The following is a 26,995-nucleotide window of genomic DNA, read 5'->3' on the forward strand; positions in this document are numbered from 1 at the left end:
AAGTTAACCACCTGAACCACAGGCATCACCGCATACAAGGGAATGAACATGGCAACACAAAAATCCAAAATCATCTACACGCTGACTGACGAGGCGCCGCTGCTGGCGACGTATTCCCTGCTGCCAATCATCAAAAAATTCACCGCGCCGGCCGGCGTCGACGTGGTTTCCAGCGATATCTCGGTGGCGGCACGTGTCTTGGCAGAATTTCCCGAATTCCTGACGGACGAGCAAAAAGTCCCGAATACCCTGGCTGAACTGGGCAAGCTGACCCAGAATCCGGACACCAACATCATCAAACTGCCGAACATCAGCGCCTCGCAAGGCCAGCTGATCACGTGCGTGCGCGAACTGCAAGCCCGTGGCTACAAGCTGCCGGACTACCCGGAAGAGGCGAAGACGGAAGAAGACAAGGCCCTGAAGGCACGCTACGGCAAGTGCATCGGCAGCTCCGTCAACCCGGTCCTGCGTGAAGGCAATTCCGACCGCCGCGCGCCGAAGGCCGTCAAGGAGTATGCACGCAAGCACCCGCATTCGATGGGCGAGTGGAGCCAGGCTTCGCAGACCCACGTCTCGCACATGCACCACGGCGACTTCTACCATGGCGAAAAATCGCTGACCCTGACCCAGGCGCGCGACGTCAAGATGGAACTGGTCACCACCTCGGGCAAGACCATCGTGCTGAAACCGAAGGTATCGCTGCAAGCGGGCGAAATCATCGACAGCATGTTCATGAGCAAGAAAGCGCTGCTGGAGTTCTACGAGAAGGAAATCGACGACGCCTTCAAGACGGGCGTGATGTTCTCGCTGCACGTCAAGGCCACCATGATGAAGGTGTCGCACCCGATCGTCTTCGGCCACTGCGTGCGCATTTTCTACAAGGACGCGTTCGCCAAGCACGCCGAGCTGTTCGACAAGCTGGGCGTGAATGTCAACAATGGCATGAGCAACCTGTACGACAAGATCGAAACCCTGCCAGCGTCGCAAAAAGATGAAATCCTGAAAGATTTGCACGCTTGCCACGCCAACCGTCCGGAACTGGCCATGGTCGATTCGGCCAAGGGCATCACCAACTTCCATTCGCCGAACGACATCATCGTCGACGCGTCGATGCCAGCCATGATCCGTATCGGCGGCAAGATGTGGGGCGCCGACGGCCGTCCGAAGGATGTCAAGGCAGTCATGCCGGAATCGACCTTTGCGCGCATCTACCAGGAAATGATCGGCTTCTGCAAATGGCATGGCAACTTCGATCCGAAGACCATGGGCACCGTGCCGAACGTGGGCCTGATGGCGCAGCAGGCGGAAGAATACGGTTCGCACGACAAGACCTTCGAAGTGCCGGAAGGCGGCATCGCCAACATCACCGACCTGGCAACGGGCGAAGTGCTGCTGACGCAAACGGTGGAAGAGGGCGATATCTGGCGCATGTGCCAGGTCAAGGACGCGCCGATCCGCGACTGGGTCAAGCTGGCCGTCACGCGCGCGCGCAACTCGGGCATGCCTGCCGTGTTCTGGCTCGATACCTACCGTCCGCACGAGAACGAAGTCATCAAGAAGGTGCAAACCTACCTGAAAGACCACGACACCAAGGGCCTGGACATCCAGATCATGTCGCAGACGCGCGCCATGCGCTACACGCTGGAACGCGCGTTCCGCGGCCTGGACACCATTTCCGTGACCGGCAACATCCTGCGCGACTACCTGACCGACCTGTTCCCGATCCTGGAACTGGGCACCAGCGCCAAGATGCTGTCCATCGTGCCGCTGATGGCCGGTGGCGGCATGTACGAGACGGGCGCCGGCGGTTCGGCTCCGAAACACGTCAAGCAGCTGGTGGAAGAAAACCACCTGCGCTGGGATTCCCTGGGCGAGTTCCTGGCCCTGGCCGTGTCGCTGGAAGACATGGGCATCAAGACGGGCAATGCGAAGGCCAAGATCCTCGCCAAGACCCTGGACGAAGCCACCGGCAAGCTGCTGGACAACAACAAGTCGCCATCGCCACGCACTGGCGAGCTGGACAACCGCGGCAGCCACTTCTACCTGGCCCTGTACTGGGCGCAGGCGCTGGCAGCGCAGACGGAAGATGCGGAACTGGCGGCGCACTTCGCGCCACTGGCGAAAGCCCTGGCGGCAAACGAAGCGAAGATCGTCGACGAGCTGAAGGAAGTGCAAGGCAAGCCGATGGATATCGGCGGCTACTACCTGCTGGATCCGGCGAAAGCGGACGCCGTCATGCGCCCGAGCGCCAGCCTGAATGCGGCCCTGGCCAGCATCTGATGCAGTCTTGATGTAGAGCAAAGCCAGCTTGCGCTGGCTTGCTTACGGTAAATCAGTTTACTGCAGAAAAAAACGCCGCCGGGAGCGATCCCGGCGGCGTTTTTTATGGCTTCACAGCTTTATTGATAGTGCTTGTAGACGCTGGTGCTGCCATTGTTTTTCACCAGCAAGACGTCGTACGGGTCCTTGCGCGGTCCTTCCATGCCAGGCGAACCCATCGGCATGGCGGGCACGGCCAGGCCTTTCGCCTTCGGTTTTTCGCGCAGCAGCTGCTTGATTTCGCTGGCCGGCACGTGGCCCTCGATGGCGTAGCCGTTGACGAGGCCCGTGTGGCAGGAGCCCAGCTGCTCAGGAATGCCGGCGAGCTTGCGGTACTGCGCCGGCATTTCCACGTTTTTCGCGCGCACGCTAAAACCGTTCGCTTCCAGGTGCTTGATCCATTCGGAACAGCAGCCGCACGCGGCGCTTTTATATACTTCGATGACGGGCGCGGCCGCCATGGCGAACAGGGGCAGGCCCAGCATGCCGGCGCAGGCGCCGCGCAATAACAGATTCTTGATCATGGATAGGTCTTTCAAATAAGGAATGCAGATGGTGCAGCCGCCAGCATGGCTCCACGGTGACGGTGGCAATGCTGGTGGTTGAATGGAGTGCAGCCGCTTCGAGACGGCTTGAGCTTATGCGGCGCGCGTTTGCCGGGGCGGGCGGCGTGGGCCGTCGGGAATGTATCCCGCGGCCAGCGTGGCGGCGGCAATGCTGACGCTTTCCGAGGTCGCGCCATCTGGAACAGCGAGGCGGGCAGGCGGCGCCATGAGCGCACCCAGGCAAAAGACGGAGCAGGCATCGCAGGCGGAATGGCGGGCGGTGGCGCCATCGTCGCCAGGTGGCGCGTCATCGGCCGTCAAGGGGGCGGCACGCTGGTGGCAAGGATGGACAGGCGCTTCACTGGCTACGCCTTGCAACGCGTGCGACTGAGCTGGCGCGCAGGCCATGCCCATGCTGGCCGCCGCCGCGTGCAGCGGCAGTGACGTGAGCAATATCAGCATCAGCCATGTTGTGAAGAGTCGTATCATGCCCGCAAAGTATAGCATGGCCGTATGGCGGCAGGCAGCCGCAGGCCGCTGCCGCGTGGCCGGCGGCTTCAGGCGGAAGGCTCTTCCTCCAGCCGCCGCGCCATCGCCGCGGACAGCGAGACGGCGAAGGGGATGCGCTGCAGGATGTCGCGCCGCAGGGCGATGCCGGCCGGCGCGTCGACCAGCTGCAAGCCGTCCGGCATCAGTTGGAACACGGCCCGCTCCGTCACATACAGCACTTGCTGGCCGTCGGCGCGGGCGCGGCGGCCGCTGAACGTGATGTGGCGCACCTGCGGTACCAGTTTCGGGATGGCGCCAGGCGTGACGATGGCGAGCTTGCCGTCGCGCTCGGCCACTTCCAGCCCCTTGGCTTCGAAGGTGCCGCAAAACACCACTTTTTTCGCGCATTGCGTGATGTCGATGAAGCCGCCGGGGCCGACGATGTCCGGCCCGATCCAGGACGCATTGACATTGCCCTCTGCATCGAGCTCGCCCATGCCGAGGAAGGCGATATCGATGCCGCCGCCGCTGAAAAAATCGAACTGGTCGGTGGATTTGACGATGGCGCCCGGATAGCGCGTGGCGCCGAACAGGTGGCCGGGCAGCAGTTCGCCATTGTGCGAACCCTGTTCGATGGCCGTCCAGGCGATCTCCAGGCCTTCGGCGGCGGCGATGGCGGGGATGCCGTCGGGGATGCCGAAGCCGAAGTTGACGCAGGCGCCGGGCGTCAGTTCGCGGCTGGCGCGCCGCGCGATCAGGTAGCGCATGCCGTCGGGCAGCGTTTGCGGCGCGCGCACGGCGGGCGGCGGCAGTGCGCCGCTGATGGATGGATCGTAGGGCGAGCCCGTGGTCTGGCATTGGGCCGGGTTGACGCAGACCTTGTCGACGAGGATGCCGGGAATGGCCGCGTCGCGCGCGGGCGAGATGGGGGCGTCAAGCGCGTCGCGCACCTGGGCGAACACGCGCCCGCCGCTGTTGTGCGCGGCCATGGCGGCGGCAAAGCTGTCCATGTCGGACGGCTCCTCGCGCAAGGTCAGGTTGCCGTGCGGGTCGCAGGCGGTGCCGCGGATGATGGCGAAATCCACCTTGAACGGCTTGTACCACAGCAGTTCGCGCCCGCCCAGGCTGACCACTTCCACCAGCTCTTCGATGGCGCCGGCATTGCCCTTGCCGCCGCCGTGGCGCGGATCGGCAAAGGTGTCGAGGCCGATATGGGTCACCAGGCCGTGGCGCCCCGCGCCGATTTCGCGCAACAGGGTCTGGATCACGCCTGCCGGCAGGGTGTAGGCGGCGATGGCGTTGTCGCGCGCCAGCTTCTGCATGCGCTTGGACCAGGTCCAGTGGCCGCCGATCACGCGCTTCACCATGCCGGCATGCGCGAAGCGGTTGATGCCCGAGGCGACGCCGTCGCCGATGCCCAGCGCATGCACGAGGGTCAGGTCGCGCGGGTGGCCCGTTTCCAGGAAGCGCTTTTCGATCGCAGCGCAAATCATGTCTGCCTCCACCAGGCCGCCGCCCGAACCGCTTAACACCACCAGCGCGCCATCGAACACTTCGTCGGCCATCGCCCCCGCTTCACACCATGCTGTTGTTTTCATGCCTTGCGTCTCCTTGATTGATCGTTCCGCGATTGCTTGCCAAACGCTGCAATCTGGAGAATAATGATATAACTAGTTAGTTATTTACGCAAGCGCAAGCACCGATGCAGGCGCACAGAACCCGCACACAACATCAAGGAGAGCTCGAATGCATTTATCCACGGAACACCAGCAAGTGGCCGACATGACGCGCCGCTTCGCCAATGAAGTCATCCGCCCGCAGGCGGAACGCCTCGATCATGAAGAGGCGTTTGCCGGCGACATTTACCGCGAGATGGGTGAAATCGGCCTGTTCGGCATCGCCGTGCCCGAGGAATACGGCGGCGCCGGCCTCGATTGCCTGGCCTACAGCCTGGTGATGGAAGAGCTGAGCCGCGGCTATGCTTCGGTGGCGGACCAGTGCGGCCTCGTCGAATTGCTGACCACCTTGCTGGTCAAGCACGGCACCGAAGTGCAAAAGCAGCGCTGGGTGCCGCAGCTGGTGCGCGCGCGGCTGCGCGGCGCCTACTGCATCACGGAGGCGGGCGCCGGCTCGGACGTCTCGGGCATCAAGACGACGGCCGTGCGCCATGGCGACGGCTGGCTGCTGAACGGTACCAAGCTGTGGATCCACAACGCCCCCGTGGCCGACATGGCGCTGGTGCTGGCGCGCACTGATCCGGCCGCCGGCAAGCGCGGCATGAGCATCTTCATCGTCGACTGCCATGCGGCGGGCGTGGCGAAGGGGCCGAAGGAGCACAAGCTGGGCCAGCGTTCGTCGCAGGTGGGCGAGCTGCACTTCAAGGATGTCGTGCTGCCGGCGGACGCCTTGCTCGGAACCGAGGGCCGGGGCTTCCATATGATGATGAGCGTGCTGGAAAAGGGCAGGATCGGCATCGGTGCGCTGGCTGTCGGCATCATGCAGGCGGCGCTCGAGGCGGCCGTCGAACAGGTCAAGATACGCCAGCAGTTTGGCCAGGCCATCGCCGAATTCCAGGGTATCCAGTTCCTGCTGGCCGACATGGCCAAGGATGCCGAGGCGGCGCGCTTGCTGGTGCGTTCGGCTGCCATGAAGATCGACGCCGGCATCGACGCCACCGCCGCGTCTTCCATGGCCAAGTGCTTTGCCAGCGACGCCTGCGTGGCGCAGACCTCGAACGCCATCCAGGTCTTCGGCGGCAGCGGCTACATCCGCGGCTATGAAGTCGAGCGCCTGTACCGCGATGCCAAGATCACGCAGATCTACGAAGGCACGAACCAGATCCAGCGCGTGATCATCGCGCGCAAACTGCTGGCCGGGTGACGCCATGGGGGACAACATGACTAAAACCGCCATCGTGACGGGCGCCTCGCGCGGCATCGGCCGCGCCACGGCACTCGGCCTGGCCGCCGACGGCTTCGACATCGCGGCCATCGCCTTCAATGACGGCGAACAGCTGGCCTCCCTGCAGGCCGAAGTCGGGGCGCTGGGCCGGCGTTGCCGTGTCTTCGACCAGAATATCGCCGACAGCGGCGCGCTGGCGCCGGTGCTCGACGCCATCGAGGCGCATTTTGGCGCCATCGACTGCCTTGTCAACAATGCCGGCGTCTCCGTCCTGCAGCGCGGCGACTTGCTCGATGTGAGCGAGGAAAGCTATGACCGCTGCTTCGACGTCAACACGCGCGGCAGCTTCTTTTTGACGCAGGCCGTGGCCAAACGCATGCTGGCCGGGCAGGAAAAGCCGGGAATCCACCGCAGCATCGTCTTTGTTACCTCGTCGAACGCGCAGGCGGCCAGCGTGGAGCGCGGCGAATACTGCATGTCGAAGACGGCGCTGCACATGGCGTGCCGGTTGTTCGCCATCCGCCTGGCCGCCGAGGGCATCGGCGCGTATGAAGTGCAGCCGGGGCTGATCCTGACGGAGATGACGGCGCCATCGAAGGGCAAGTACGACGCACTGATCGCGCAGGGCATGACGGTGGCGCCGCGCTGGGGCATGCCGGACGACGTGGCGCGCGTGATCCGCAGCATGGCTGGCGGCCTGCTGCCGTACACGGTGGCGCAGGAGGTGCGCGTCGACGGCGGCCTGCTGCTGCAGCGTTTTTAGGGGATGGCCATGGCACCGCTGCATGTCAAGGACTGCTGCATCAACACGGCAACCCTGGGTTTTCGCGAACCGCTGGCCGTGAGCGCGGCGCGCATCGCCGACGCGGGCTTCGGCTTCATCACGCCGTGGCGCCAGGAAGTCGACGAGAAACACCCGGAGCATGCCGCGGCCGCCATTCGCGCGGCCGGCCTGCGGGTGGCAGGCTACTGCCGCACCATGTATTTCACGGCGGCCGACGCGGCGGGGCGGCAGGCTGCCATTGCCTCGAATGCGCAGGCGCTGCGCGCGGCGGCGGTGCTGGGCGCGCCATGCCTGGTGGCTGTGGTGGGAGGTCTGGCGCCCGGCAGCCGCGATATCGACGCTGGCCGGCGGCAGATTATCGACGGCCTGGCCGCCTTGCTGCCCGTGATGCGCGAGACGGGCGTGCGCATCGCGCTCGAGCCGCTGCATCCCGTGTATGCGGCCGACCGCAGCCTGCTCAATACCCTCGACCAGGCGCTGGACTGGTGCCATGAACTCGATCCGGGCGGCGAGGGCTGGTTCGGCGTGGCCATCGACGCCTACCATACGTGGTGGGACCCGCGCCTGGCTGCGGCAATCGGCCGCGCCGGCAAGCGCATCATGGGTTTCCATATGTGCGACTGGCGGCTCGATACGCGCGACCCGCTGCAGGACCGGGGCATGATGGGCGATGGCGTGATCGACCTGCGCGCCATGCGCGCGCAGGTGCAGGGCGCCGGCTACCGCGGCCCCGTGGAGGTGGAGATTTTCTCGCGCCTGGACTGGTGGCAGCGCGATCCCGGCGAGGTGCTGGCAGTGTGCCGCGAGCGTCTGGAAAGCGGCTGCTGAACAGGCTTGCTAAATCGGCGCACTGCTGTAGAATTCAAGTAACTAACTAGATCGTTATATGGCGACAGCCTGAAAACGCAACGAGACACAGGAGCACATAGTGGCAAAGATTCTGTTACCCGGCCTGGACGGCCGCCTCGCATCCTACGCACTGGCCGGCACGCCCTGGAGCGCGCCATTGGCCCCGCGCCAGCCCTTCAACCGCATCGTCCTGTCGGCCGCGCACGTCGTCGCCGACCCCTATGCCGATGTCGATCCGGCCACGGGCGGCGCCATCGACTGGGACGCCACGCTGGCCTACCGCCATTACCTGGCCGGCATGGGTCTGGGCATCGCCGAAGCGATGGACACGGCGCAGCGCGGCATGGGCCTGGACTGGCGCACGGCGCTGGAACTGATACGCCGCACGCGCGCCAGCCTGGGCGATGACAGCGTCCCCGTCTTCAACGGCTGCGGCACCGACCACCTGGACCCTGCCGCGGCGCGCAGCCTCGACGACGTGGTGGCCGCCTACCACGAACAGATGGACGCCATCCAGGGCGTGGGCGGGCGCCTGATCCTGATGGCCAGCCGCGCGCTGGCCAAGGTGGCGCGCACGCCGGACGATTATCTGCAAGTCTACCGCAAGGTGCTGGCGCATGCCGAGCAGCCCGTCGTGCTGCACTGGCTGGGCGACATGTTCGATCCGGAACTGGCCGGCTACTGGGGCACGGACGACCTGACGGCGGCGCGCGACATCGCGCTGCAGGTGATACGCGAGTCGCCATCGAAGGTGGACGGCATCAAGATTTCGCTGCTCGACGCGCAGCGCGAGATCGACATGCGCCGTTTGCTGCCCGACGGCGTGAAAATGTATACGGGCGACGATTTCAATTATCCCGAGCTGATCGCCGGCGACGAGGTGGGCTATTCGCACGCCTTGCTGGGAATCTTTGACGCCATCGCGCCGGCCGCCGCGCATGCGCTGGCGGCGCTGGCCCAGGGCGAGCGCCAGCGCTTCCTCGACATCCTGGCGCCCACCGTGCCCCTGTCGCGGCATATCTTCCGCGCGCCGACCCGCTATTACAAGACAGGCGTGGTCTTCCTCGCCTACCTGAACGGCCACCAGCAGCACATGCAGATGCTGGCCGGCCACCAGGCCATGCGCACCTTGCCGTATTTCGTCGATATCTTCCGCATGGCCGATGCGGCCGGGCTGCTGCGCGATCCCGATGACGCGGTGGCGCGCATGCGGCGCTTCATGGGTTTTTACGGCGTTGCCGCCTGAACCGACGATGGGGACCCTGAACGCCGTGCGCAGCGGTTCGCTGCTGACCTTGACCCTGGACAATCCCGGCAAGGCCAATGCGCTCGATTTCGACATCCTGCGCGAACTGGAACGGCAGATCGAGGCCGTCGAACTGGACGCCGGCGTACGCGTGGTGCTGTTGCGCGGCACGCCGGGCGGCACGTTTTCCTCGGGTGCCGACGTGCGCCAGTGGGCGCCGCTCAAGCCGCACCAGTTCGCGCGCGACTGGATCGACTACGGCAACCGCATCTTCGACCGCTTCGAGCGGCTGCGTTGTCCCACCGTGGCGGCCGTGGAGGGGGTGTGCTTCGGCGGCGGCCTGGAGCTGGCGCTGTGCGCCGACCTGCGGGTGGCCGCCAGCGGCGCCGTCTTCCGCTTTCCCGAGGTGGGCATCGGCGCCATTCCGGGCTGGCAGGGCGGCCCCCGGCTGGCGCGCCTGGCCGGGCGGGGCAGGGCGCTGGAAGCCGTGCTGACCATGTGCGCGCTCGATGCGCAGCGCGCCAGCGACTGGGGCGTGGTCAATGCCGTCTGGCAGCCCGAGCGCTTCGAAGACGCGCTGGCCAGCCTGCTCCGGCGCCTGGCCTGTGTGTCGCCGCATGCGGCGGCGCTGGCCAAGGAAGCGGTGCTGTGGGGCGCCGAACCCGGTGAATTCCATGCCGCCGCCGGCGCCGAAATCAAGGGCAGCGCCGATGCCGCCATCGGCCTGCATGCCTTCCTCACCAAAAGCAAACCTGTATTCTAGTAAAAAACAGACAGTAAAAAAGGAGCGAGACCATGAGCATCAGATCACTACCAGCAGCACCACGCCAGTTCCAGATGTATATCGACGGCGAATATACCGATGCCGCCAGCGGCGAGACCATCACGCGTCACAGCCCCGGCCACGGCGTGCCCGTCGCCACCTGGCCGCGTGCCGGCAACGATGATACGCAGCGGGCGATCGCCGCCGCGCGCCGCGCCTTCGACGAGGGGCCCTGGGCGAAGATGGGCGCCGCCGACCGCGCCAAGGTGCTGTTCCGCGTGGCCGACCTGATCGAGCAGAATGCGGAAGAGCTGGGCATGGTCGAATGCCTGGAAACGGGCAAACCGATCCTGCAGGCCGTCGGCGAGATCCGCGGCGCCGTCGATATCTGGCGCTTCGCCGCCGGCGCCGCGCGCACCATGGCCGGCCAGGCCTACAACAACATGGGCGAGCGCATCCTGGCGATGGTGCTGCGCCAGCCGCTGGGCGTGGTGGGCGTCATCACGCCGTGGAATTTCCCGTTCTTCATCCTCTCCGAGCGCCTGCCCTTCATCCTGGCGGCCGGCTGCACGGCCGTGGTGAAACCGGCCGAAGCGACCAGCGGCACCACCGCCATGCTGTGCGGCCTGCTGCAGCAGGCGGGCGTACCGGCCGGTGTCGTCAATGTCGTCACGGGGCGCGGCAGCGTCGTCGGCCAGGCCATCCTCGACAGCACCCTGGTCGACATGGTCTCCGTTACCGGTTCGACGGCCACGGGCCACAAGGCCATCGAGGCGTCCGCCGCGAACATCAAGAAACTGGGCCTGGAGCTGGGCGGCAAGAACCCGCACGTGGTCTTCGCCGACGCCAACCTCGATGACGCGGCAGACGGCGTCGCCTTTGGCATGGCCTTCAATGCGGGCCAGTGCTGCGTGGGCGGCAGCCGCCTGGTGGTCGAGCGCAGCGTGGCCGCCGTCTTCACGGAGAAACTGGCTGCCAAGATCGCCCGCATCCGCGTCGGCGATCCGCTCGACGAGGCCACGCAGGTGGGCGCCATGTTCGACGAAGGTCATATGCACAAGGTGCTGGCGTATATCGATGAAGGCGTCAAAATGGGCGCCACCGTCGTTTGCGGCGGCGGCAAGGTGGAAACGCAGCAGGGCTATTTCGTCCAGCCGACAGTGCTCAGCAACGTGGCCAAGGGCACGCCCCTGCTGCGCGAGGAAATCTTCGGCCCGGTGCTGGCCATCGTGCCCTTCGATACCTATGAAGAGGCGATCGCGATTGCCAACGACAGCGAATTTGGCCTGTCGGCGTCGATCTGGACGAACGATTTGACGCATGCGCTGCGCGCCACGCGCGATATCCAGGCCGGCCGCGTATGGGTCAATACGACGCTCGACAACGGCCCGGAAACGCCGCTGGGCGGCATGAAGCAGTCGGGCCTGGGGCGCGACGCGGGCCTGGCAGGCATCGAGGAATACACGGAAGTCAAGACGGTGCATATCAACCTGCAGCCGCGCCAGCACTGGATCGACTGAGATGGCGGCCATGGACTATGACTACATCGTCGCCGGCGGCGGTTCGGCCGGCTGCGCGCTGGCGGCGCGGCTGTCCGAAGCGCCCGAGGTGCGCGTGCTGCTGCTCGAGGCGGGAGCGGCCGATACCAATCCCTACATCCACCTGCCGGTGGGCTTCTACAAGATGACGGGCGGCCCCATGACGTGGGGCTTGAAGACGGCACCGCAGCGGCACGCGATGAACCGGGAGATACCGTATGCGCAGGCGCGCGTGCTTGGCGGCGGCGGTTCCATCAATGCGGAAATCTATACGCGCGGCTGCCGCGAGGACTATGACGCCTGGGCGCGCGACTTTGGCTGTACTGGCTGGTCGGGCGACGAGGTGCTGCCGTACTTCCTGCGCTCGGAAGACAACGACACCCTGGCTGGCCCGCTGCACGGCGTGGGCGGCCCGCTGGGCGTGTCGACGCCGACGCCGCAGCCCATCACGCGCGCCTTCGTGCAGGCGTGCCAGCAGATGGGCATGCCCTACAACCCCGATTTCAGCGGCGCGAAGCAGGAAGGGGCCGGCCCTTACCAGACCACCACGCGCCAGGCGCGGCGCTGCTCTGCCGCGGCAGGCTATCTGCGCCCGGCCATGGGGCGACCCAACCTGACGGTGCGCACGGGCGTGCAGATCCAGCGCATCGTCATCGAAAACCAGCGTGCCGTCGGCGTGGAAATCGTCGAGCGGGGGAGCCGGGTGGTGATCCGCGCGGCGCGCGAGGTGCTGCTGACGGCCGGCGCCATCGGTTCGCCCAAGCTGATGCTGCTGTCGGGACTGGGACCGGCCGACGAATTGCGCGCGCTGGGCATCGCCGTGCAGGCGGACTTGCCGGAGGTGGGGCGCAACCTGCACGACCACTTCGGCATCGACATCGTGTATGAACTGAATGGCCCCTACAGTTTCGACAAGTACGCCAAGCCCCACTGGATGCTGTGGGCGGGGCTGGAATACCTGCTGTTCAAGAAAGGCCCGGTGGCGTCGAATATCGTCGAAGGTGGGGCCTTCTGGTATGCGCAGCAGCCGGGCGAGAAAGCCGCCACGCCGGACTTGCAGTTCCATTTCCTGGTGGGCGCCGGCGTCGAGGACGGCGTGCCGAAGATCGCATCCGGCTCCGGCGTGACGATGAATTCCTACACGGTGCGGCCCAAGGCGCGCGGTTCCGTCACCCTGCGTTCGGCCGACGCGCAGGACATGCCCGTCATCGACCCGAATTTCCTCGGCCACGAATACGACTTGCGCACGTCGATCGAGGGCGTGCGCATCAGCCGCGAGATCTTCGCCCAGTCGGCGCTGGGCAAGTACGTGAAAAAGGAGCATTTTCCCGGCAACGGCGTGCAGAGCCACGCGCAGCTGGAAGCGTATGCGCGCCAGTACGGCCGCACCTCGTACCACCCGGTCGGCACCTGCCGCATGGGCGGCGACCGGGCCTCCGTCGTCGACCCGCAGCTGCGCGTGCGCGGCATCGCCGGCTTGCGCATCTGCGACAGCTCCGTCATGCCGGCCCTGGTCAGCTCGAACACGAATGCGCCCTCGATCATGATCGCCGAAAAGGCGGCGGACCTGATACGCGCGGCGCGCTGAAAATAATCCAAGAAAAGGAGACAAGATGACGCATTTGCGGGAAATGGCTGCACCGCTGCCGAAGACCATGAAGGCGGCCGTGCTGGTGGCGCCGGAGCAGTTCGAACTGCGCGAGGTGCCGCTGCCGGTGCCGGGCCCCGACGATGTCCTGATCAAGGTCAAGCGCTGCGGCCTGTGCGGCACCGACATGCATATCTATCACGGCAAATATTCGAGCGATCGCCTGCCCCTGATTCCCGGCCACGAATTTTCCGGCCATATCGCCGCCCTGGGCGATGCCGTCACCGGCCTGGCGCTGGGGCAGGGCGTCACGGCCGACATCAATGTCGGTTGCGGGCGCTGCTTCTATTGCCGCAAGAATGAAGTGATGAATTGCCCCACGATGGTACAGATCGGCATCCATGTCGATGGCGGCCTGGCCGAATACGTGCGCGTGCCGGCCAGCCATATCGTGCCCGTCGCGCGCGACACGGCCATCGAACTGGCGGCGTTGACGGAGCCGGTGTCGTGCATCGTGCGCGCGGTCAGGCGCAGCCGGCTGCAGCTGGGCGAATCGGTGCTGATCCTCGGCGCGGGGCCCATCGGCAACCTGCACCTGCAGGTGGCGCGCCAGGCCGGTGCCGCGCCCATCATCGTCTCGGACCCGAATCCCGAGCGGGCGGCCTGGGCCAAGGCCAGCGGCGCCGACTACGTCGTCAGCGACGCGTCGACCCTGGCCGACGTGGTGGAGAAGGCCACGCAGGGCAGGGGCGCGGACCTGGTCATCGAATCCGTGGGGCTGACGGCGCTGTACGAGCAGGCATTCGACCTGGTGCGCCCCGGTGGCCGCGTGCTGGCCTTTGGCCTGTGCGACCAGGGCGCCCATGCCCATTACGCGCCGTTCAAGGTGGTGCTCAAGGAGCTGGGACTGCAGGGCAGCGTGGCCGGCATGGGCGACGACATGCACGACGCCATGACCCTGATCGCGCATGACCGGGTGGACCTGGACGCCTTCGTGGAAACCGTGTATCCGCTCGAACGCATCGCCGAAGCCATGGCCGCCTTCATCGCCGACAAGCGCATCAACAAGGTGCAGATCGCCGTCGGCTGATGCCGGTTGCCAGACAGGAGAGAGCATGAGCATGTATTTTGAACCAGGCATGGAGCGGGGCTTCGGCACCTTCCCCTTGAAAGGGCGGGAACTGGAACTGGCCGTGCACGCCGCCGTGGCGGCGGGCTACCGCGCTTTCGACACGGCGCAGGGCTATGGCAACGAGGCGGATGTCGGGCTGGCGCTGCGCGGTTGCGGCGTGCCGCGCGAGCGCCTGTGCATCACGTCCAAGGTCGCGCTGGAAAATTTTTCCGCCGCGCGCTTCCTGCCATCGGTGGAAGACAGCCTGAAAAAACTGCAGGTGGAGCGGCTCGACGTGCTGCTGCTGCACTGGGCGCCCGCCGATGGCGATATCGCGCCGTCGCTGGCCCTGCTGGAGCAGGCGGCGCAAGCGGGGCTGGCCGAGCATATCGGCGTGAGCAACTACACGGCCGCCATGCTGCGCCGCGCGCGCCAGCTGGTGGCGCGTCCCCTCGTCACCAACCAGGTGGAGTTCCACCCGCTGCTCGACCAGCGCGTGCTGCTGGCCGCCGCCGCCGAGACGGGCATTCCGCTGTCGTCGTACTGCTCCGTGGCGCGCGGCGAAGTGTTCAAGTATCCGCTGTTCGGCCAGATCGGCGCCGCGTACGGCAAGTCGGCGGCGCAGGTGGTGCTGCGCTGGATACTGCAAAAGGGCGTGGCGTTCAATACCATGTCCACCAAGCCGGCGAATATCGCCGCCAACTTCGACGTCATGGACTACACCCTGTCCAGCGTCGACATGGCCCGCATCGATGCGCTGGCCGGCACCAATTTCCGCGTCGTCAACAGGGAGAAAATATCCTGGGCGCCCGAGTGGGACTGAGTCCCTCATTTTCCATACCCATAGCAGGAGACAAGCAATGCAGCCAGATGAAAAACGCCGCTTCGGCAAGACGGATCTCGAGGTCACCGCCTTTGCCTTCGGCACGGCGCCGATCGGCAATATCTTCCAGCCCATCGGCGAGCAGGAAGCGACGCAGATGATCGACACGGCGTGGGACGCAGGCGTGCGCTTCTTCGACACGGCGCCCATGTACGGCCACGGCCTGGCCGAACTGCGCACGGGGCACAACCTGCGCGCGAAGACGCGCGACGATTTCGTGCTGGCGTCGAAAGTCGGGCGCGTGCTGAAGCCGGCGCCGCGCGCCAGCATCGATTTCGGCCCGTGGGTCGACGCCGCGCCGTTCAGCAGCCATTTCGACTACAGCTATGACGGCACCCTGCGCGCCTTCGACGACTCCCTGCAGCGCCTGGCGCTCGAACGCATGGATATCTGCTTCATCCACGATATCGACGTGTACACGCATGGCGCGGACCAGCCGCGCATGTTCGAGCAAGCCATGGACGGCTGCTGGCGCGCGCTCGAGCGCCTGCGCGCGGAGGGACTGGTGAAAGCCATCGGCGTGGGCGTGAACGAGTGGGAAGTGTGCCACGCGGCGCTGCGGCGCCACGATTTCGACTGCTTCCTGCTGGCCGGGCGCTACACCCTGCTCGAGCAGACGGCGCTCGACGAATTCCTGCCGCTATGCCAGGAGCGGGGCGCCAGCGTGGTGGTGGGCGGCGGTTTCAATTCCGGCATACTGGCCACGGGCGCCACGCCGGGCGCGAAATACAACTATGCGCCCGCGCCGGCCGCCATCCTCGAACGCGTGGCAAGCATCGAAGTCGTCTGCCGCGAGTACCGCGTGCCGCTGCCGGCGGCGGCCCTGCAGTTCGTCGTCGCCCACCCGGCCATCGCCTCGTTTACGGCCGGCACGCGCACGGTGGAACAGCTGCGGCAGAATCTGGACTGGTTCTCGGCGCCGATTCCGGCCGCCTTCTGGGCGGAACTGAAGCGCCAGGGCTTGCTGCGCGAGGACGCGCCCGTGCCCGCCTGAGCATAGACGGGGCAGGCCAGGCTCCCGGCGGCGGCCGGGAGTGCTCTCCACAACAATGAACGATATTCCGGTTGCAATCGCAGGATTTGCGGTTTATAGTAACTATCTAGGGAGTTACTTAAATGTGATGCTCTGGCGATAGACCGGTTTCAAGAAAAACCCACCCCCGCAACGATCGGGGAACCACCAAATGGAGACGACATTGGAAAACGAAAACGCATTCATCAAGACATTCATCGAGCGTGAAGTCAGCACCCGGCGCCAGTTCCTGCTGGCCAGCGCGGCCGGCCTGGCTGGCGTGGCGGCACTGGGCATGGGCTTGCCTGCCATGGCGGCCGGACCCGCGCAGCGCCTGCCGATGGCCTGGAGCTACCGCGACCGCAGCAACCCGTACTGGAACGAGCTGGTCTCCGGCGGCGAAGCGTTCGTCGAAAGCCTGGGCATGAAAAAAACCGACCTGGCGCATCTGATCAACAACGGCAGCAGCGAAAAGTCGCTGGCCGACATCAAGTCCTTCCTGGCCAAGACAGGCGGCAAGTGCGCCATCGCCTGCGATCCGAACGACGCGCCGAATGCGCGCCCGGTGGTGGAGTCGGTGGTCAAGGCGGGTGCTTTCGTCTCGACCATCTGGAACAAGACGGACGATTTGCATCCGTGGGATTTCGGCGACAACTGGGTCTCGCACATGACCTGGTCCGACGTCGAGCCGGCCGAGAAGACGGCGCGCATCCTGCTCAACGCCATGGGCGGCAAGGGCGCCATCGTCGGCATCGGCGGCATTCCCGCGAACGGCCCTGCCATTGAACGGCGCAAGGGCCTGATGAAGGCGCTCAAGGATTTCCCGCACGTGCAGTTGCTCGACTACCAGCCTGCCGACTGGAGCACGCAAAAGGCGAATGAAGTGATGCAGGGCTTTTTGACGCGCTTCGGCGACAGGATCACGGGCGTCTTCAGCGCCAACGACTCCATGGCCTACGGCATCCTGGAAGCGCTGCGCGCCGAGGGCAAAAAGCTGCCCGTGGTGGCCTACGACGGCAATCCGCAGGCGGTCGACCTGGTCATGAAGGGCGAACTGCTGGCAACCTGCTTCACCAATCCGCCATGGGCGGGCGGCATTTCCGCCGCGCTGGCCTACCACGCGGCCATCGGCACCTTCAAGCCATCGAAGGAGCCGAAGGCGCACCGCGAGTTCTATGGCCCCACCATCCTCATCACGCAGAAGGACGCCCAGGCGTTCAAGAAAAAGTATCAGTCGGGCAGCCTTCCTAAATACGACTGGACCGATTTCTGGAGCCCGACCACGGGACCGATCCGCGCCTGATTCCAGTCGTCTTGCCGCCGCGCGCGCAGAGCATCCGCGCGCGCCGCCGCGGGCGCACGTCCCTGTACTGTGTTCTAAGGTTCTGCCATGACATCAACCGTCTCACCGTATGACATCCTCTGGAAATGGTCGCCCGCCATCGTGCTGGCCGCGCTGGTGGCGTTTTTCACCATCATCAATCCGAATTTCCTGAGCCTGGCCAACTTCGCCCGCATGTCGATCGCGGCCACGCCGGCGCTGCTGGTGGCGCTGGGCGTCACCTTCATCATCATCATGGGCTCCATCGACCTGTCGATGGAAGGCATCGTGTCCACCACGGCCGTCGTCTTCGGCTGGCTGTTCCTGGCGCTGGGCGGGCACCTGGCCGAAGGCTGGGCCTGGGTCGCGCTGCCGGCCGCCATCCTGACCGGCGCCGTCTTCGGCTACGTGAATGGCCTGGTGCACGTCAAGTTGTCGATTCCGTCCTTCATGTCCAGCCTGGCCATGGGCTTCGTCGGCACGGGCATCGCCGTGCTCATGACCAGCGGCGAGCGTATCCGCATCGAGGACGACGTCTTCCGCGCGCTGCTGCTCGAGCGCTTCTTCGGCTTTCCGCTGATGGCTTACGTGGGCCTGGTTGCCGTGCTGCTGGCCTGGTTCATCCAGCGCAAGACCACCCTGGGCCGCAATTTTTATGCGGTGGGCGGCGGCGAGCACCTGGCGCATGCCTCCGGCCTGAACGTGCGCCGCGTGCGCGTGCTCGGTTTCACCCTGGCCGGCATGTTCTATGCTGCCGCCGCGTTGCTGGCCGTGGCGCGCCTGGGCATCGCCGAAGCCAATACGGGCTCGAACTACATGTTCGTCTCGATCACCTCGGTGGTGGTCGGCGGCACGACGCTGCTGGGCGGCAGCGGCGGAGTGTGGAATACGGTGGCCGGTGTGCTGATCGTCAACGTCATCAGCAATGGCATGGTGGTCGCCGGCCTGCCGCGCTACCTGCAGGACGGCGTACTGGGCCTGCTCGTCATCATCGCGGTGGTGCTGTCGACCGACCGCAAATCGATCTCCTTCGTAAAGTGACCGTCATGCTTGAATTTCGCAAAGTAGAAAAATCGTTTCCCGGCGTGCGCGCCCTGAAAGGCGTCGATTTCCATGTCGGCAGCGGTGAAATCATCGGCCTGGTGGGCGAAAACGGCGCCGGCAAGTCGACCCTGATGAAGGTCCTGTACGGCAGCTACCAGCATGACGGCGGCGAAATCCTCATCCACGGCAAGGCGACGCGCTTCGCCAACCCGCGCGAAGCGATGATCGCCGGCATCGGCATGGTCTTCCAGGAGCAGTCGCTGCTGCCCAACCTGAGCGTGATGGAAAATATCTTCCTCGGCTTCGAGACGCAGTTTTCGCGCTGCGGCGTGATCGACTGGAAGAAGATGGCCGCCGCCGCCAGGCGCCAGCTGGACAAGGTGCACCTGGACATCGACCCAAAGACCATCACGGCCCGCCTGTCGTTCGCGCAGCGTCAGATGGTGGAGCTGGCCAAGGTGCTGACGCTGGAAGAGCGCGTCGACGGCCAGCTGGTGATCCTGCTCGACGAGCCGACGTCGGTGCTGTCGAAGGAGGAGACGCAGCTGCTGTTCAAGCTGATACGCGAGCTGCGCAGCCGTGCCGCGTTCATTTTCGTCTCGCACCGGCTCGATGAAGTCATCGAGATCGCCGACCGCATCTACGTGATGAAGGATGGCGAAGTGGTAGCCGCCATGGACAGCGCAGGCGCCCAGGTCGAGCAGATCCAGCAAAAGATGGTGGGACGCGACATCAGCGTCGAGTACTACCGCGAGGACAAGCAGCTGCCGCGCGGCCAGGAGGTGCTGGTCGAATTGCAGGGCCTGTGCAGCAGGGGCCACTACGACGACATCAGCTTCAAGCTGCACCGGGGCGAGGTGGTGAGCCTGGTGGGTGTGGAAGGCTCGGGCGGCGAGGCCATCCTGCGCACTCTGTTCGGCCTGGAACAGTCCACGTCGGGCAGCCTGCGCATCAAGGGCCGGCCGGTGGCGCGACACAGCGCGGCGCGCGCCGTCGCCAGCGGCATGGGCTACATTCCCCGCGAACGCAAGATCGAGGGCATCGTCGACGGCATGTCCGTGTTCGAGAACATGACCCTGTCGCAGCTGGGCAGGTACAGCCGGGGCGGGGTGCTCAGGGTGGGGGCGGAACGGGCCACGGCGGCGCAGTGGATGGCGCGCCTGGCCATCAAGGCGCCGTCCGTGCACGCCAACGCAGGCAAGCTATCGGGCGGCAACCAGCAAAAGGTGGTCATCGCCAAATGGCGTAGCGGCGGCTCGGACATCATCCTGCTCGACCATCCGACGCGCGGCGTGGACATCGGCGCCAAGGAAGGCATCTATGAAGTCATCCGCGAAATGTGCGCGGACGGCTGTGGCGTGCTGCTGATGGCCGATACCCTGGAAGAGGCCATCGGCCTGTCGCACACCATCCTGGTGCTCAAGGACAAGCGCATCCGCCACCGCTTCGACTGCGCGCCGGGCAGCAAGCCGGTGCCCTTCGACCTGGTCCACCAGATGACCTGATCCACTGACTTTCGAGACAACCATGAATATTGAAAAACTGCGTGCCCACCTTCCGTGGATGACCCTGGTGGTGCTGGCCCTGCTGGTCAGCCTGGTCCACCCGGCCTTCCTGCAGCCGGCCAACCTGCTGCAGATGGCTTCCGACGTCGCCGCCCTGTTCGTCATGGCGCTGGGGATCACCCTGGTGATTTACATCGGCGGCATCGACCTGTCATCGCAATCGCTGGCCAACATGGCGACCGTGCTGGCCACCGTCGCCTTGCCCGCGTGCGGCCCCTGGACCGCCTTGCTGGTGTTGCTGGCCGGCGGGCTATTGGGCGGCGTCTCGGGTGTGGCGTCGACCAAGCTGAAAGTGCCATCCTTTATCGCCACCCTGGCCGTGGGCGGCATCGCCCTGTCGCTGGGCGCCTACGTATCGAAGCAGCAGTCCGTGTCGATGGACGGCGAACTGCGCGAACGCAGCTTTGGCTGGATCTACGGCGTGACGGGCGCCGTGCCGAATGAAGTCATCATTGCCGTGGTGCTGCTGGCCGCGCTGCTGTTCCTCGAACGCCGCACGACATTCGGCCGCAGCCTGAAAGCCATCGGCTGCGGCGAGCTGGCCGCGCTGGCGTCCGGCATCCGCGTCGACCGCTACAAGATCGCCGCCTACGCCATTTCCGGGCTGCTGGCCGCAGGCGCGGGCCTGATCTTCGCCGCGCGGCTGGCAGGCGGCGGCCCGAACGTGGCCGAAGGCTTCCTGCTGCCGGCCATCGTGGCCGTGCTGGTGGGCGGCACCTCACTCTCGGGCGGCGTGGGCGGCGTGCTCAATACCGTCATCGGCACCCTGATCGTGGCCGTCATCCGCACGGGCATGGTGTACCTGGAGGTGCCTGCGCAGTCGCAGCAATTCGTCTTCGGCCTGATGCTGATCGTCGCCATCGCCCTGACGATAGACCGCAGCAAGCTGGCGACGGTCAAATAAGGAGCGGACGTGGAACAGATCGCACTATTGAAAGAGTTATATGGCGCGGCGCTGGCCGCTGCCGATCCCATGCGGGTGCTGCCCGCGCATCTGCCGCCCAAACCTGCCGGCAGGACGGTGGTGGTTGGCGTGGGCAAGGCCGCCGCCGCCATGGCGCAGGCGCTCGAAGCGCACTGGAACGGTCCCTTGAGCGGCGTGGTGGCCGTGCCGCGCGGCGCCACCTTGCCCCTGAAATCGATACGCCAGGTGGAAGCGTCGCATCCGGTGCCGGACGACAGCAGCGTGGCGGCGGGCCGGTTGCTGATGCAGGCCGTCACGGGCCTGACGCAGGACGACCTGGTGATCGCCCTGGTGTCCGGCGGCGGCTCGGCCCTGTGCGCCTTGCCGTTCGATGGCGTCAGTCTGGACGAGAAGCGCGCCATCACCGATGCGCTGCTGCGGCGCGGCGCGACGATCCGCGAAATCAATACCGTGCGCAAGCATCTGTCGGCCATCAAGGGAGGGCGGCTGGCCGCGCAAGCCTGGCCGGCCAGGGTGGCGACCCTGCTCATTTCCGATATTCCCGGCGACGAGGCGGCGCTGATCGCTTCGGCGCCCACCTTGCCCGATCCATCTACCTGTGCACAGGCGCTGGCCGTGCTGCGCCGCTATGCCGTGGATATCTCCGCCGGCCTGGCCGCGGCGCTGGAAGCGGGCGCGCTGGAGTCGCCCGAGCCTGGCGATGCCCGCTTTGCCGGCCACACGCAGGCCATCGTCGCCTGCGCGCAGGATGGCCTGGAAGCGGCGGCCAGCCTGGCCCGCGCGCGCGGCTGGCCCGTGCATATCCTGTCGGACGCGATGGAAGGCAATGCGGCCGACCTGGCGCTGGCCCATGCCGCCATCGCGCGCCAGGTGCAGCGCCGCGGCCAGCCGTTCGCGGCGCCGTGCATCGTGCTGTCAGGCGGCGAGGCGACGGTGACGGTCAGGGGGCAGGGGCGGGGCGGGCGCAACACGGAGTTCGCGCTGGCACTGGCCATCGCCGTCGACGGCCAGCCGGGCATCTACGCGCTGTCGGCCGGCACGGACGGCCTCGATGGCAGCGGCGCGGCGGCCGGCGCCTGCATCCATCCCGGCTTGCTGGCGCAGGCCCGCAGCCGCGGCCTGGATCCGGCGGCCAGCCTGCAGGACAACGACAGTTTTACTTTCTTCGCTGCGCTGGGCAGCACCGTCGTGACGGGGCCGACGCACACGAATATCAACGATGTCAGGGCCGTGCTGATCGAGGCCCTGCCAGGCAAAAAGGAGCAGGCATGACGATGGAAACAGACTTGGCGCTGATCGCCGAACAGGAACGGCGCCTGCGCTTCCCCGCGCTGGATGTGGAGCAGCTGTGGCAGCTGGGCGCCGATCTGCGTCGCATGGCAGGAGAGCGGGGGCTGGCGCTGGCCATCGAGATCCGCCTGGCCGGCGACACGGTGTTTTACAGCCGCATGGCGGGCGCCTCGCCGAATAACGCGGACTGGGCGCGCCGCAAGCGCAATACCGTGGAAATGCTGCATACGAGTTCGTATGCCGTCGGCCTGGCCGCGCAATTGAAGGGAGCAAGCCTGGAGCAGGAGTCGGGCCAGCCCCTGCGCGATTACGCCATTCATGGCGGCAGCTTCCCCTTGCTGCTGCAGGGCCTGGGCGCGGTCGGCGCCGTCACCGTCTCCGGCGCGCCCGAGCGCGAGGACCATGCGCTGGTGGTGGAAGCGCTGGCACGCATGCTCGATATCCCCCTGGCCGGCATCGCGCTCGATGCCGTGCCTGCGATGTGACGCAATTTGACTTGATTTGATAACCCCTGGAGCAATGATGAAGATTCTGGTCCCCGTCAAGCGGGTAGTGGATTACAACGTGAAGGTGCGCGTCAAGGCCGACGGCAGCGGCGTGGAGCTGGCGAATGTCAAGATGAGCATGAATCCCTTCGATGAAATCGCCGTCGAAGAGGCCGTGCGCCTGAAAGAGGCTGGCATCGCCACCGAGGTGGTGGCCGTGTCGTGCGGCGTGGCCGCCTGCCAGGATACCTTGCGCAATGCGCTGGCCATCGGCGCCGACCGCGCCATCCTGGTGCAGGCCGACGGCGAACTGCAGCCGCTGGCCGTGGCCAAGCTGCTCAAGGCCGTGTGCGACGCCGAAGCGCCGCAGCTGGTTTTGTGCGGCAAGCAGGCCATCGACGATGACGCCAACCAGGTGGGGCAGATGCTGGCGGCGCTGGCGGGCTGGCCGCAGGCGACGTTCGCCTCGCGCATCGATATCGCGGCCGGACAGGGCACGGTTCAGGTACGACGCGAAGTGGACGGCGGCCTGGAAACGCTGGAAGTGCGCTTGCCGGCCGTCGTCAGCGCCGACCTGCGCCTGAACGAGCCGCGCTATGTGACCCTGCCCAACATCATGAAAGCCAAGAAGAAGCCGCTGACCACGACCACGCCGGAGCAGCTGGGCGTCGACGTGGCGCCGCGCTATACGACGGTGCAGGTAAGCGAACCGGCGGCGCGCGCGGCGGGCGTGAAGGTGGCCGACGTGGCCGAACTGATCTCAAAACTGAAAAACCAGGCAAAGGTAATCTGATGACCATACTTGTTATTGCAGAACATGACCACCACAGCTTGCGCGCCAGCACCTTGAATACGCTGGGCGCCGCCAGCCTGCTCGGCGGCGAAATCCACGTGCTGGTCGCCGGCAGCGATTGCGCGGCCGCCGCCGCCCAGGCGGCGCAGCTGGCTGGCGTGGCCAAGGTGCTGCTGGCCGACGCCCCCCATTATGCGGCGCAGACGGCGGAAAACCTGGCCGCGCTGATCGTTGCCCATGCCGCGCCCTGCAGCCATATCCTGGCCCCGGCCGGCACCTACGGCAAGAATGCGCTGCCGCGCGTGGCGGCCCTGCTCGACGTGGCGCAGATTTCCGAGATCAGCGCCGTGCTCTCGCCCGACACTTTCGTGCGCCCCATCTACGCGGGCAACGTGCTGGCCACCGTCACCAGCCATGACCGCGTGAAGGTCGTCACCGTGCGCGGCACGGCGTTCGAGCCGGCAGGGGCGGGCGGCAATGCGGTCGTGGAGGCGCTCGCGCCGGCGCCTGACCTGGCCCTGGCACGCCTGACAGGACGCGAGATGAGCAAGTCGGAGCGCCCCGAACTGGCTGCGGCGAAGATCATCGTCGCGGGCGGACGCGGACTGGGCAGCGGCGAGAATTACGCCGCCATCCTGGCGCCGCTGGCCGACAAGCTGGGCGCGGCCCTGGGCGCCTCGCGCGCAGCCGTCGACGCCGGCTACGTGCCGAACGACTACCAGATCGGCCAGACGGGCAAGGTCGTCGCGCCGCAGGTGTACATCGCCGTCGGGATTTCCGGCGCCATCCAGCACATGGCCGGCATGAAGGATTCGAAGGTGATCGTCGCCATCAATAGCGACCCTGACGCGCCGATCTTCCAGATTGCCGACTATGGCCTTGTGGCGGACCTGTTTGCGGCCGTGCCGGAACTGCAGGCGGGCCTGTAAGTAGCCATCGGCATGCGCGCGCATGCCGATATGGCAGCATGGGCGGCTATAATGCAAGGTTAGGGAATCGGCAATAACCGGCCGACAACGCAGGCAACAGGGAACAAGGCAATCATGGGAACGAAAATGGCTTTCCGTCCACGTAACGCGGACGCGACGCGGGACAGCATCTTGCAGGCGGCGCGCGCGGAATTTGCCGCCGCCGGACTGGGCGGCGCGCGGGTCGACGATATCGCCGAGCGTTCCGGCTCGAACAAGCGCATGATCTACCATTACTTCGGCGGCAAGGACGACCTGTTCGCCGAAGTCATCGCGGCGGAATATGAAAGCATCCGCACGCGCGAAATGGAGCTGAACCTGGAAGCGCTGCCGCCCATGGAGGCGATGAGCAAGCTGGTGGAATTCACGTGGAACTATTACATCGAGAATCCCGAGTTCATCACCCTCGTCAACAGCGCCAACCTGCACAAGGGGCGCCACCTGGACGGCAAGAGCGGCTTGCGCGAAATGCAGGACAGCTACGTGGCCCTCGTCACGCGCATCCTCGAGCGTGGCGTGGCCCTGCAGACTTTCCGCGCCGGCGTCGATCCGGTGCAGCTGTGTATCACCCTGGCGGCGATTTCCTATTATTACCTGACCAACCAGTACACGGGTGCACAGCTGTTTGGCTTCAATTTCACGGATGACAGTGCCCTCAAGGCCCGTTTGCAATTCAATATCGAGACCATCCGGCGCCTGCTGGCCGCCTGAAACGGCGCACCGGGCTGGCGGTGCCGCCAGCAAACTCAGGGCCCGGTCGTGCTGCCGGGCTTTTTTACGCCGGCCATGATGGCAAAATGAAAAACTTTCATGCTTCGCAATGCTCATGATTTGACTATACATGCCGTTATAGATGTGTCCGCTTCAGGTGTGCACCATCTCAGGTGGATCAAAAGTGCTCTTCAACTTAGTTTTCGTTTAGCAAGGCATAGCGACCATGACTTCTGTATCTTCCCTTTCCCCGGCGGCGGGCTGGACTCCGTCCGCGACCCGTGCAGCGGACAGCGCGTCCTATAAGACGCCAGCCGCCTCCGCCCCGGCAAGTACGCCATCGACCATCGTCGCCCTGAGCGGACAGGACGCCGCCGTCGATCCCGCCCGCTCCACCATGAAGGGGTCGCCCATCGTGTGGGAAAGCGGCGCGCGCGACGGCGTCAGCGACCAGATCGCAACAAATTTCTCGGCGCGTTCGTTCGGCGGACGTTTCAGCGGCCTGGGCGCGGTCCTGCTCGACCAGCTCAAGGACGGCGTGCGCAACGTGTCGCAAGCCGTGCAGCAGCCGTCGCTGCGCGTGCAGCGCGATACCTATGCCGAACTGGCCGGCGTCGCGCCGGCCGGCCTGCATGGCAATGGCGAAGACCAGGTGACCCTCAGCGTGACCACCAAGAGCGGGGTCGAGGTCAAGCTGTCGCTCGACAGCCAGGGCGATGGCCTGGCCGTGCGCATGACGACCAGCGGCGAACTCAGCGATGCTGAAGCGAGCGCGCTGGGCGACCTGTCGGAAGCGTTCCAGGACGCCATCGACGGCATGGCGCAACAGCCGCCGAAGGCCAGGCTGGCCGGCTTGATACAGTTCGACCAGGAGGTGCTGGCATCGGTGAGCCTGCATGCGGAAGTGCGCGTGCGCGGGGAGCAGGAAAGCTCGGAAACCCTCGACTTCCAGGCCGACGGCGCGCAGCGCAAGGTCAGCTTCAGCGGCGTGTCGGGCAGCCTCGACGTGAAGGTCGATACGAGCCAGTTGAGCGCCCTGGGCAGCCCGGAACGGCAGGCCAAGGCGCTGGGCAGCTACATGAAGCAGTTCGACCAGGCCGCCTCGCGCGGCCATGGCGATGCCGCGCTGATGGGCATGTTCAAGGAGGCGTTCACGGCCATGAGCAGCAATGCGGCCGCGCCCCCGGCCCCTGGCGCGCCGCCGGCGGACAAGTGGCGGCTGGCTGCCGAGGACCGCGCCATGCTGACGGGCCTGCCAGACTTCAGCGCATCCATCTCGCAAACGGCGAAATTCAGCAATCCCATGCGCTCGTCGGAACGCGATGGCTTCCAGTACGAAGTGTCGCAGAGCACGACCCAGACCGGCGCCAGCCAGGACGACCGCTCGGTGCGGCAGAAACAGCAGTCCAGGCTCAGCGCCAGTTTCCACGAGACGTTGGTGCCGGGCGTGCCCCTGCGTCTGACGGAAAAGGTGGAGTCGCAAAACTACACGTATCACCAGATCGAGGATACGGCCAGCAGCGATGCGCAAATGGCGTACAGGGAAGGCAAGCTGGTGAAGGCCAGCCTGCAGCAGGCGGCCAGCCAGTCCACGCACATCACGAAATTCATGATGGGCAAGGTGGAATCGGACGTCACGACGCCGACCAACCACTCGCTGATGCGCGATCTGCTGTCGGTGCTGGGACCGTACAAGACGGGCGAACTGGGCATGACGCCGGAGAAAAAGGCGGAGCAGCGCCAACAGTTGCTGCTGGGACTGAGCGACGACGTGCTGCTGCAATCGTATCCGGGCCAGATGATCAGCCTGTGGCAGGCCGACGTGCAGCCGAAAGTAGCGGACGCGGTCGCCGCCGGCTAGTTGT

The 26,995-nt window shown here is 65.9% G+C and carries 24 protein-coding genes; 21 read left to right on the forward strand and 3 right to left on the reverse strand.

Features of this window, described 5'->3' with window-relative positions:
• Positions 1 to 48: 48 nt before the first annotated feature.
• A complete protein-coding gene (locus O0880_RS10725) occupies positions 49 to 2,280 on the forward strand; it encodes an NADP-dependent isocitrate dehydrogenase (RefSeq protein ID WP_289886414.1) in 2,232 nt (743 codons plus the stop codon).
• 119 nt (positions 2,281 to 2,399) lie between these two features.
• Here the strand turns inward: O0880_RS10725 and O0880_RS10730 are convergent, their stop codons facing one another.
• The 3 genes from O0880_RS10730 to O0880_RS10740 form a co-directional block, all read right to left on the reverse strand.
• Positions 2,400 to 2,843, reverse strand: coding sequence for a DUF411 domain-containing protein (locus O0880_RS10730; RefSeq protein WP_071323358.1), 444 nt, complete (start codon positions 2,841 to 2,843; stop codon positions 2,400 to 2,402).
• Between the two features lie 114 nt (positions 2,844 to 2,957).
• Entirely contained in the window at positions 2,958 to 3,326 is a 369-nt protein-coding gene (locus O0880_RS10735; RefSeq protein WP_289886416.1) for a hypothetical protein, read from the reverse strand.
• Between the two features lie 95 nt (positions 3,327 to 3,421).
• On the reverse strand, positions 3,422 to 4,951 hold the full coding sequence (locus O0880_RS10740; protein WP_289886417.1) for a CoA-transferase: 1,530 nt from the start codon (positions 4,949 to 4,951) through the stop codon (positions 3,422 to 3,424).
• 148 nt (positions 4,952 to 5,099) lie between these two features.
• On the opposite strand from O0880_RS10740, the gene O0880_RS10745 reads away from it, so the two are divergent.
• The 20 genes from O0880_RS10745 to O0880_RS10840 all read left to right on the forward strand — a co-directional run bounded on the left by O0880_RS10745 (position 5,100) and on the right by O0880_RS10840 (position 26,991).
• The gene (locus O0880_RS10745) at positions 5,100 to 6,233 is read left to right on the forward strand and encodes an acyl-CoA dehydrogenase family protein (RefSeq protein ID WP_289886418.1); all 1,134 of its coding nucleotides are present in this window, start codon (positions 5,100 to 5,102) and stop codon (positions 6,231 to 6,233) included.
• 16 nt (positions 6,234 to 6,249) lie between these two features.
• On the forward strand, positions 6,250 to 7,017 hold the full coding sequence (locus O0880_RS10750; protein WP_289886419.1) for a 3-ketoacyl-ACP reductase: 768 nt from the start codon (positions 6,250 to 6,252) through the stop codon (positions 7,015 to 7,017).
• A gap of 9 nt (positions 7,018 to 7,026) precedes the next feature.
• Positions 7,027 to 7,866 carry a sugar phosphate isomerase/epimerase family protein gene (locus O0880_RS10755; protein ID WP_289886420.1) on the forward strand — a complete coding sequence of 280 codons (840 nt, stop codon included), beginning with the start codon at positions 7,027 to 7,029 and terminating at the stop codon, positions 7,864 to 7,866.
• Between the two features lie 100 nt (positions 7,867 to 7,966).
• Positions 7,967 to 9,133: a dihydrodipicolinate synthase family protein gene (locus tag O0880_RS10760; RefSeq protein WP_289886421.1), complete on the forward strand. Its 1,167-nt coding sequence runs from the start codon at positions 7,967 to 7,969 to the stop codon at positions 9,131 to 9,133.
• A gap of 7 nt (positions 9,134 to 9,140) precedes the next feature.
• Positions 9,141 to 9,896, forward strand: a complete 756-nt coding sequence (locus tag O0880_RS10765) for an enoyl-CoA hydratase/isomerase family protein (RefSeq protein WP_289886422.1) — start codon at positions 9,141 to 9,143, stop codon at positions 9,894 to 9,896.
• Between the two features lie 32 nt (positions 9,897 to 9,928).
• Positions 9,929 to 11,416, forward strand: a complete 1,488-nt coding sequence (locus O0880_RS10770; RefSeq protein WP_289886423.1) for an aldehyde dehydrogenase family protein — start codon at positions 9,929 to 9,931, stop codon at positions 11,414 to 11,416.
• Between the two features lie 10 nt (positions 11,417 to 11,426).
• Positions 11,427 to 13,022, forward strand: coding sequence for a GMC family oxidoreductase N-terminal domain-containing protein (locus O0880_RS10775; RefSeq protein ID WP_289886424.1), 1,596 nt, complete (start codon positions 11,427 to 11,429; stop codon positions 13,020 to 13,022).
• Positions 13,023 to 13,047: 25 nt separating this feature from the next.
• A complete protein-coding gene (locus tag O0880_RS10780) occupies positions 13,048 to 14,112 on the forward strand; it encodes an alcohol dehydrogenase catalytic domain-containing protein (RefSeq protein WP_289886425.1) in 1,065 nt (354 codons plus the stop codon).
• 25 nt (positions 14,113 to 14,137) lie between these two features.
• Positions 14,138 to 14,956 carry an aldo/keto reductase gene (locus tag O0880_RS10785; protein WP_289886426.1) on the forward strand — a complete coding sequence of 273 codons (819 nt, stop codon included), beginning with the start codon at positions 14,138 to 14,140 and terminating at the stop codon, positions 14,954 to 14,956.
• Positions 14,957 to 14,993: 37 nt separating this feature from the next.
• Entirely contained in the window at positions 14,994 to 16,010 is a 1,017-nt protein-coding gene (locus O0880_RS10790; RefSeq protein ID WP_289886427.1) for an aldo/keto reductase, read from the forward strand.
• 202 nt (positions 16,011 to 16,212) lie between these two features.
• On the forward strand, positions 16,213 to 17,331 hold the full coding sequence (locus tag O0880_RS10795) for a sugar ABC transporter substrate-binding protein (RefSeq protein WP_289886428.1): 1,119 nt from the start codon (positions 16,213 to 16,215) through the stop codon (positions 17,329 to 17,331).
• Between the two features lie 87 nt (positions 17,332 to 17,418).
• Entirely contained in the window at positions 17,419 to 18,390 is a 972-nt protein-coding gene (locus O0880_RS10800; protein ID WP_289886429.1) for an ABC transporter permease, read from the forward strand.
• Between the two features lie 5 nt (positions 18,391 to 18,395).
• A complete protein-coding gene (locus O0880_RS10805) occupies positions 18,396 to 19,898 on the forward strand; it encodes a sugar ABC transporter ATP-binding protein (protein ID WP_289886430.1) in 1,503 nt (500 codons plus the stop codon).
• Positions 19,899 to 19,920: 22 nt separating this feature from the next.
• A complete protein-coding gene (locus O0880_RS10810) occupies positions 19,921 to 20,862 on the forward strand; it encodes an ABC transporter permease (RefSeq protein WP_289886431.1) in 942 nt (313 codons plus the stop codon).
• A gap of 9 nt (positions 20,863 to 20,871) precedes the next feature.
• A complete protein-coding gene (locus tag O0880_RS10815) occupies positions 20,872 to 22,155 on the forward strand; it encodes a glycerate kinase (protein ID WP_289886432.1) in 1,284 nt (427 codons plus the stop codon).
• Positions 22,152 to 22,658 carry a heme-degrading domain-containing protein gene (locus tag O0880_RS10820; protein WP_289886433.1) on the forward strand — a complete coding sequence of 169 codons (507 nt, stop codon included), beginning with the start codon at positions 22,152 to 22,154 and terminating at the stop codon, positions 22,656 to 22,658. Before O0880_RS10815 ends, O0880_RS10820 begins: the two co-directional genes overlap by 4 nt.
• Positions 22,659 to 22,695: 37 nt before the next feature.
• Positions 22,696 to 23,451: an electron transfer flavoprotein subunit beta/FixA family protein gene (locus tag O0880_RS10825; protein ID WP_289887343.1), complete on the forward strand. Its 756-nt coding sequence runs from the start codon at positions 22,696 to 22,698 to the stop codon at positions 23,449 to 23,451.
• Complete coding sequence (locus tag O0880_RS10830) at positions 23,451 to 24,380, forward strand: electron transfer flavoprotein subunit alpha/FixB family protein (protein ID WP_289886434.1); 930 nt, start codon at positions 23,451 to 23,453, stop codon at positions 24,378 to 24,380. The genes O0880_RS10825 and O0880_RS10830 overlap by 1 nt, the downstream gene beginning before the upstream one ends.
• Positions 24,381 to 24,494: 114 nt before the next feature.
• Entirely contained in the window at positions 24,495 to 25,130 is a 636-nt protein-coding gene (locus O0880_RS10835; RefSeq protein ID WP_289886435.1) for a TetR/AcrR family transcriptional regulator, read from the forward strand.
• Between the two features lie 226 nt (positions 25,131 to 25,356).
• The gene (locus tag O0880_RS10840) at positions 25,357 to 26,991 is read left to right on the forward strand and encodes a hypothetical protein (RefSeq protein WP_289886436.1); all 1,635 of its coding nucleotides are present in this window, start codon (positions 25,357 to 25,359) and stop codon (positions 26,989 to 26,991) included.
• Positions 26,992 to 26,995 lie beyond the last annotated feature (4 nt).

It is taken from the genome of Janthinobacterium sp. SUN118 (genome assembly GCF_030397695.1).
GTDB lineage: Bacteria > Pseudomonadota > Gammaproteobacteria > Burkholderiales > Burkholderiaceae_D > Janthinobacterium.

Coding starts and splice junctions, on each gene's coding strand:
- O0880_RS10725 (WP_289886414.1), top strand. CDS start 49: ATGGCAACACAAAAATCCAAAATCATCTACACGCTGACTGACGAGGCG.
- O0880_RS10730 (WP_071323358.1), bottom strand. CDS start 2,843: ATGATCAAGAATCTGTTATTGCGCGGCGCCTGCGCCGGCATGCTGGGC.
- O0880_RS10735 (WP_289886416.1), bottom strand. CDS start 3,326: ATGCTGATATTGCTCACGTCACTGCCGCTGCACGCGGCGGCGGCCAGC.
- O0880_RS10740 (WP_289886417.1), bottom strand. CDS start 4,951: ATGAAAACAACAGCATGGTGTGAAGCGGGGGCGATGGCCGACGAAGTG.
- O0880_RS10745 (WP_289886418.1), top strand. CDS start 5,100: ATGCATTTATCCACGGAACACCAGCAAGTGGCCGACATGACGCGCCGC.
- O0880_RS10750 (WP_289886419.1), top strand. CDS start 6,250: ATGACTAAAACCGCCATCGTGACGGGCGCCTCGCGCGGCATCGGCCGC.
- O0880_RS10755 (WP_289886420.1), top strand. CDS start 7,027: ATGGCACCGCTGCATGTCAAGGACTGCTGCATCAACACGGCAACCCTG.
- O0880_RS10765 (WP_289886422.1), top strand. CDS start 9,141: ATGGGGACCCTGAACGCCGTGCGCAGCGGTTCGCTGCTGACCTTGACC.
- O0880_RS10770 (WP_289886423.1), top strand. CDS start 9,929: ATGAGCATCAGATCACTACCAGCAGCACCACGCCAGTTCCAGATGTAT.
- O0880_RS10775 (WP_289886424.1), top strand. CDS start 11,427: ATGGACTATGACTACATCGTCGCCGGCGGCGGTTCGGCCGGCTGCGCG.
- O0880_RS10780 (WP_289886425.1), top strand. CDS start 13,048: ATGACGCATTTGCGGGAAATGGCTGCACCGCTGCCGAAGACCATGAAG.
- O0880_RS10785 (WP_289886426.1), top strand. CDS start 14,138: ATGAGCATGTATTTTGAACCAGGCATGGAGCGGGGCTTCGGCACCTTC.
- O0880_RS10790 (WP_289886427.1), top strand. CDS start 14,994: ATGCAGCCAGATGAAAAACGCCGCTTCGGCAAGACGGATCTCGAGGTC.
- O0880_RS10800 (WP_289886429.1), top strand. CDS start 17,419: ATGACATCAACCGTCTCACCGTATGACATCCTCTGGAAATGGTCGCCC.
- O0880_RS10805 (WP_289886430.1), top strand. CDS start 18,396: ATGCTTGAATTTCGCAAAGTAGAAAAATCGTTTCCCGGCGTGCGCGCC.
- O0880_RS10810 (WP_289886431.1), top strand. CDS start 19,921: ATGAATATTGAAAAACTGCGTGCCCACCTTCCGTGGATGACCCTGGTG.
- O0880_RS10820 (WP_289886433.1), top strand. CDS start 22,152: ATGACGATGGAAACAGACTTGGCGCTGATCGCCGAACAGGAACGGCGC.
- O0880_RS10825 (WP_289887343.1), top strand. CDS start 22,696: ATGAAGATTCTGGTCCCCGTCAAGCGGGTAGTGGATTACAACGTGAAG.
- O0880_RS10830 (WP_289886434.1), top strand. CDS start 23,451: ATGACCATACTTGTTATTGCAGAACATGACCACCACAGCTTGCGCGCC.
- O0880_RS10835 (WP_289886435.1), top strand. CDS start 24,495: ATGGGAACGAAAATGGCTTTCCGTCCACGTAACGCGGACGCGACGCGG.
- O0880_RS10840 (WP_289886436.1), top strand. CDS start 25,357: ATGACTTCTGTATCTTCCCTTTCCCCGGCGGCGGGCTGGACTCCGTCC.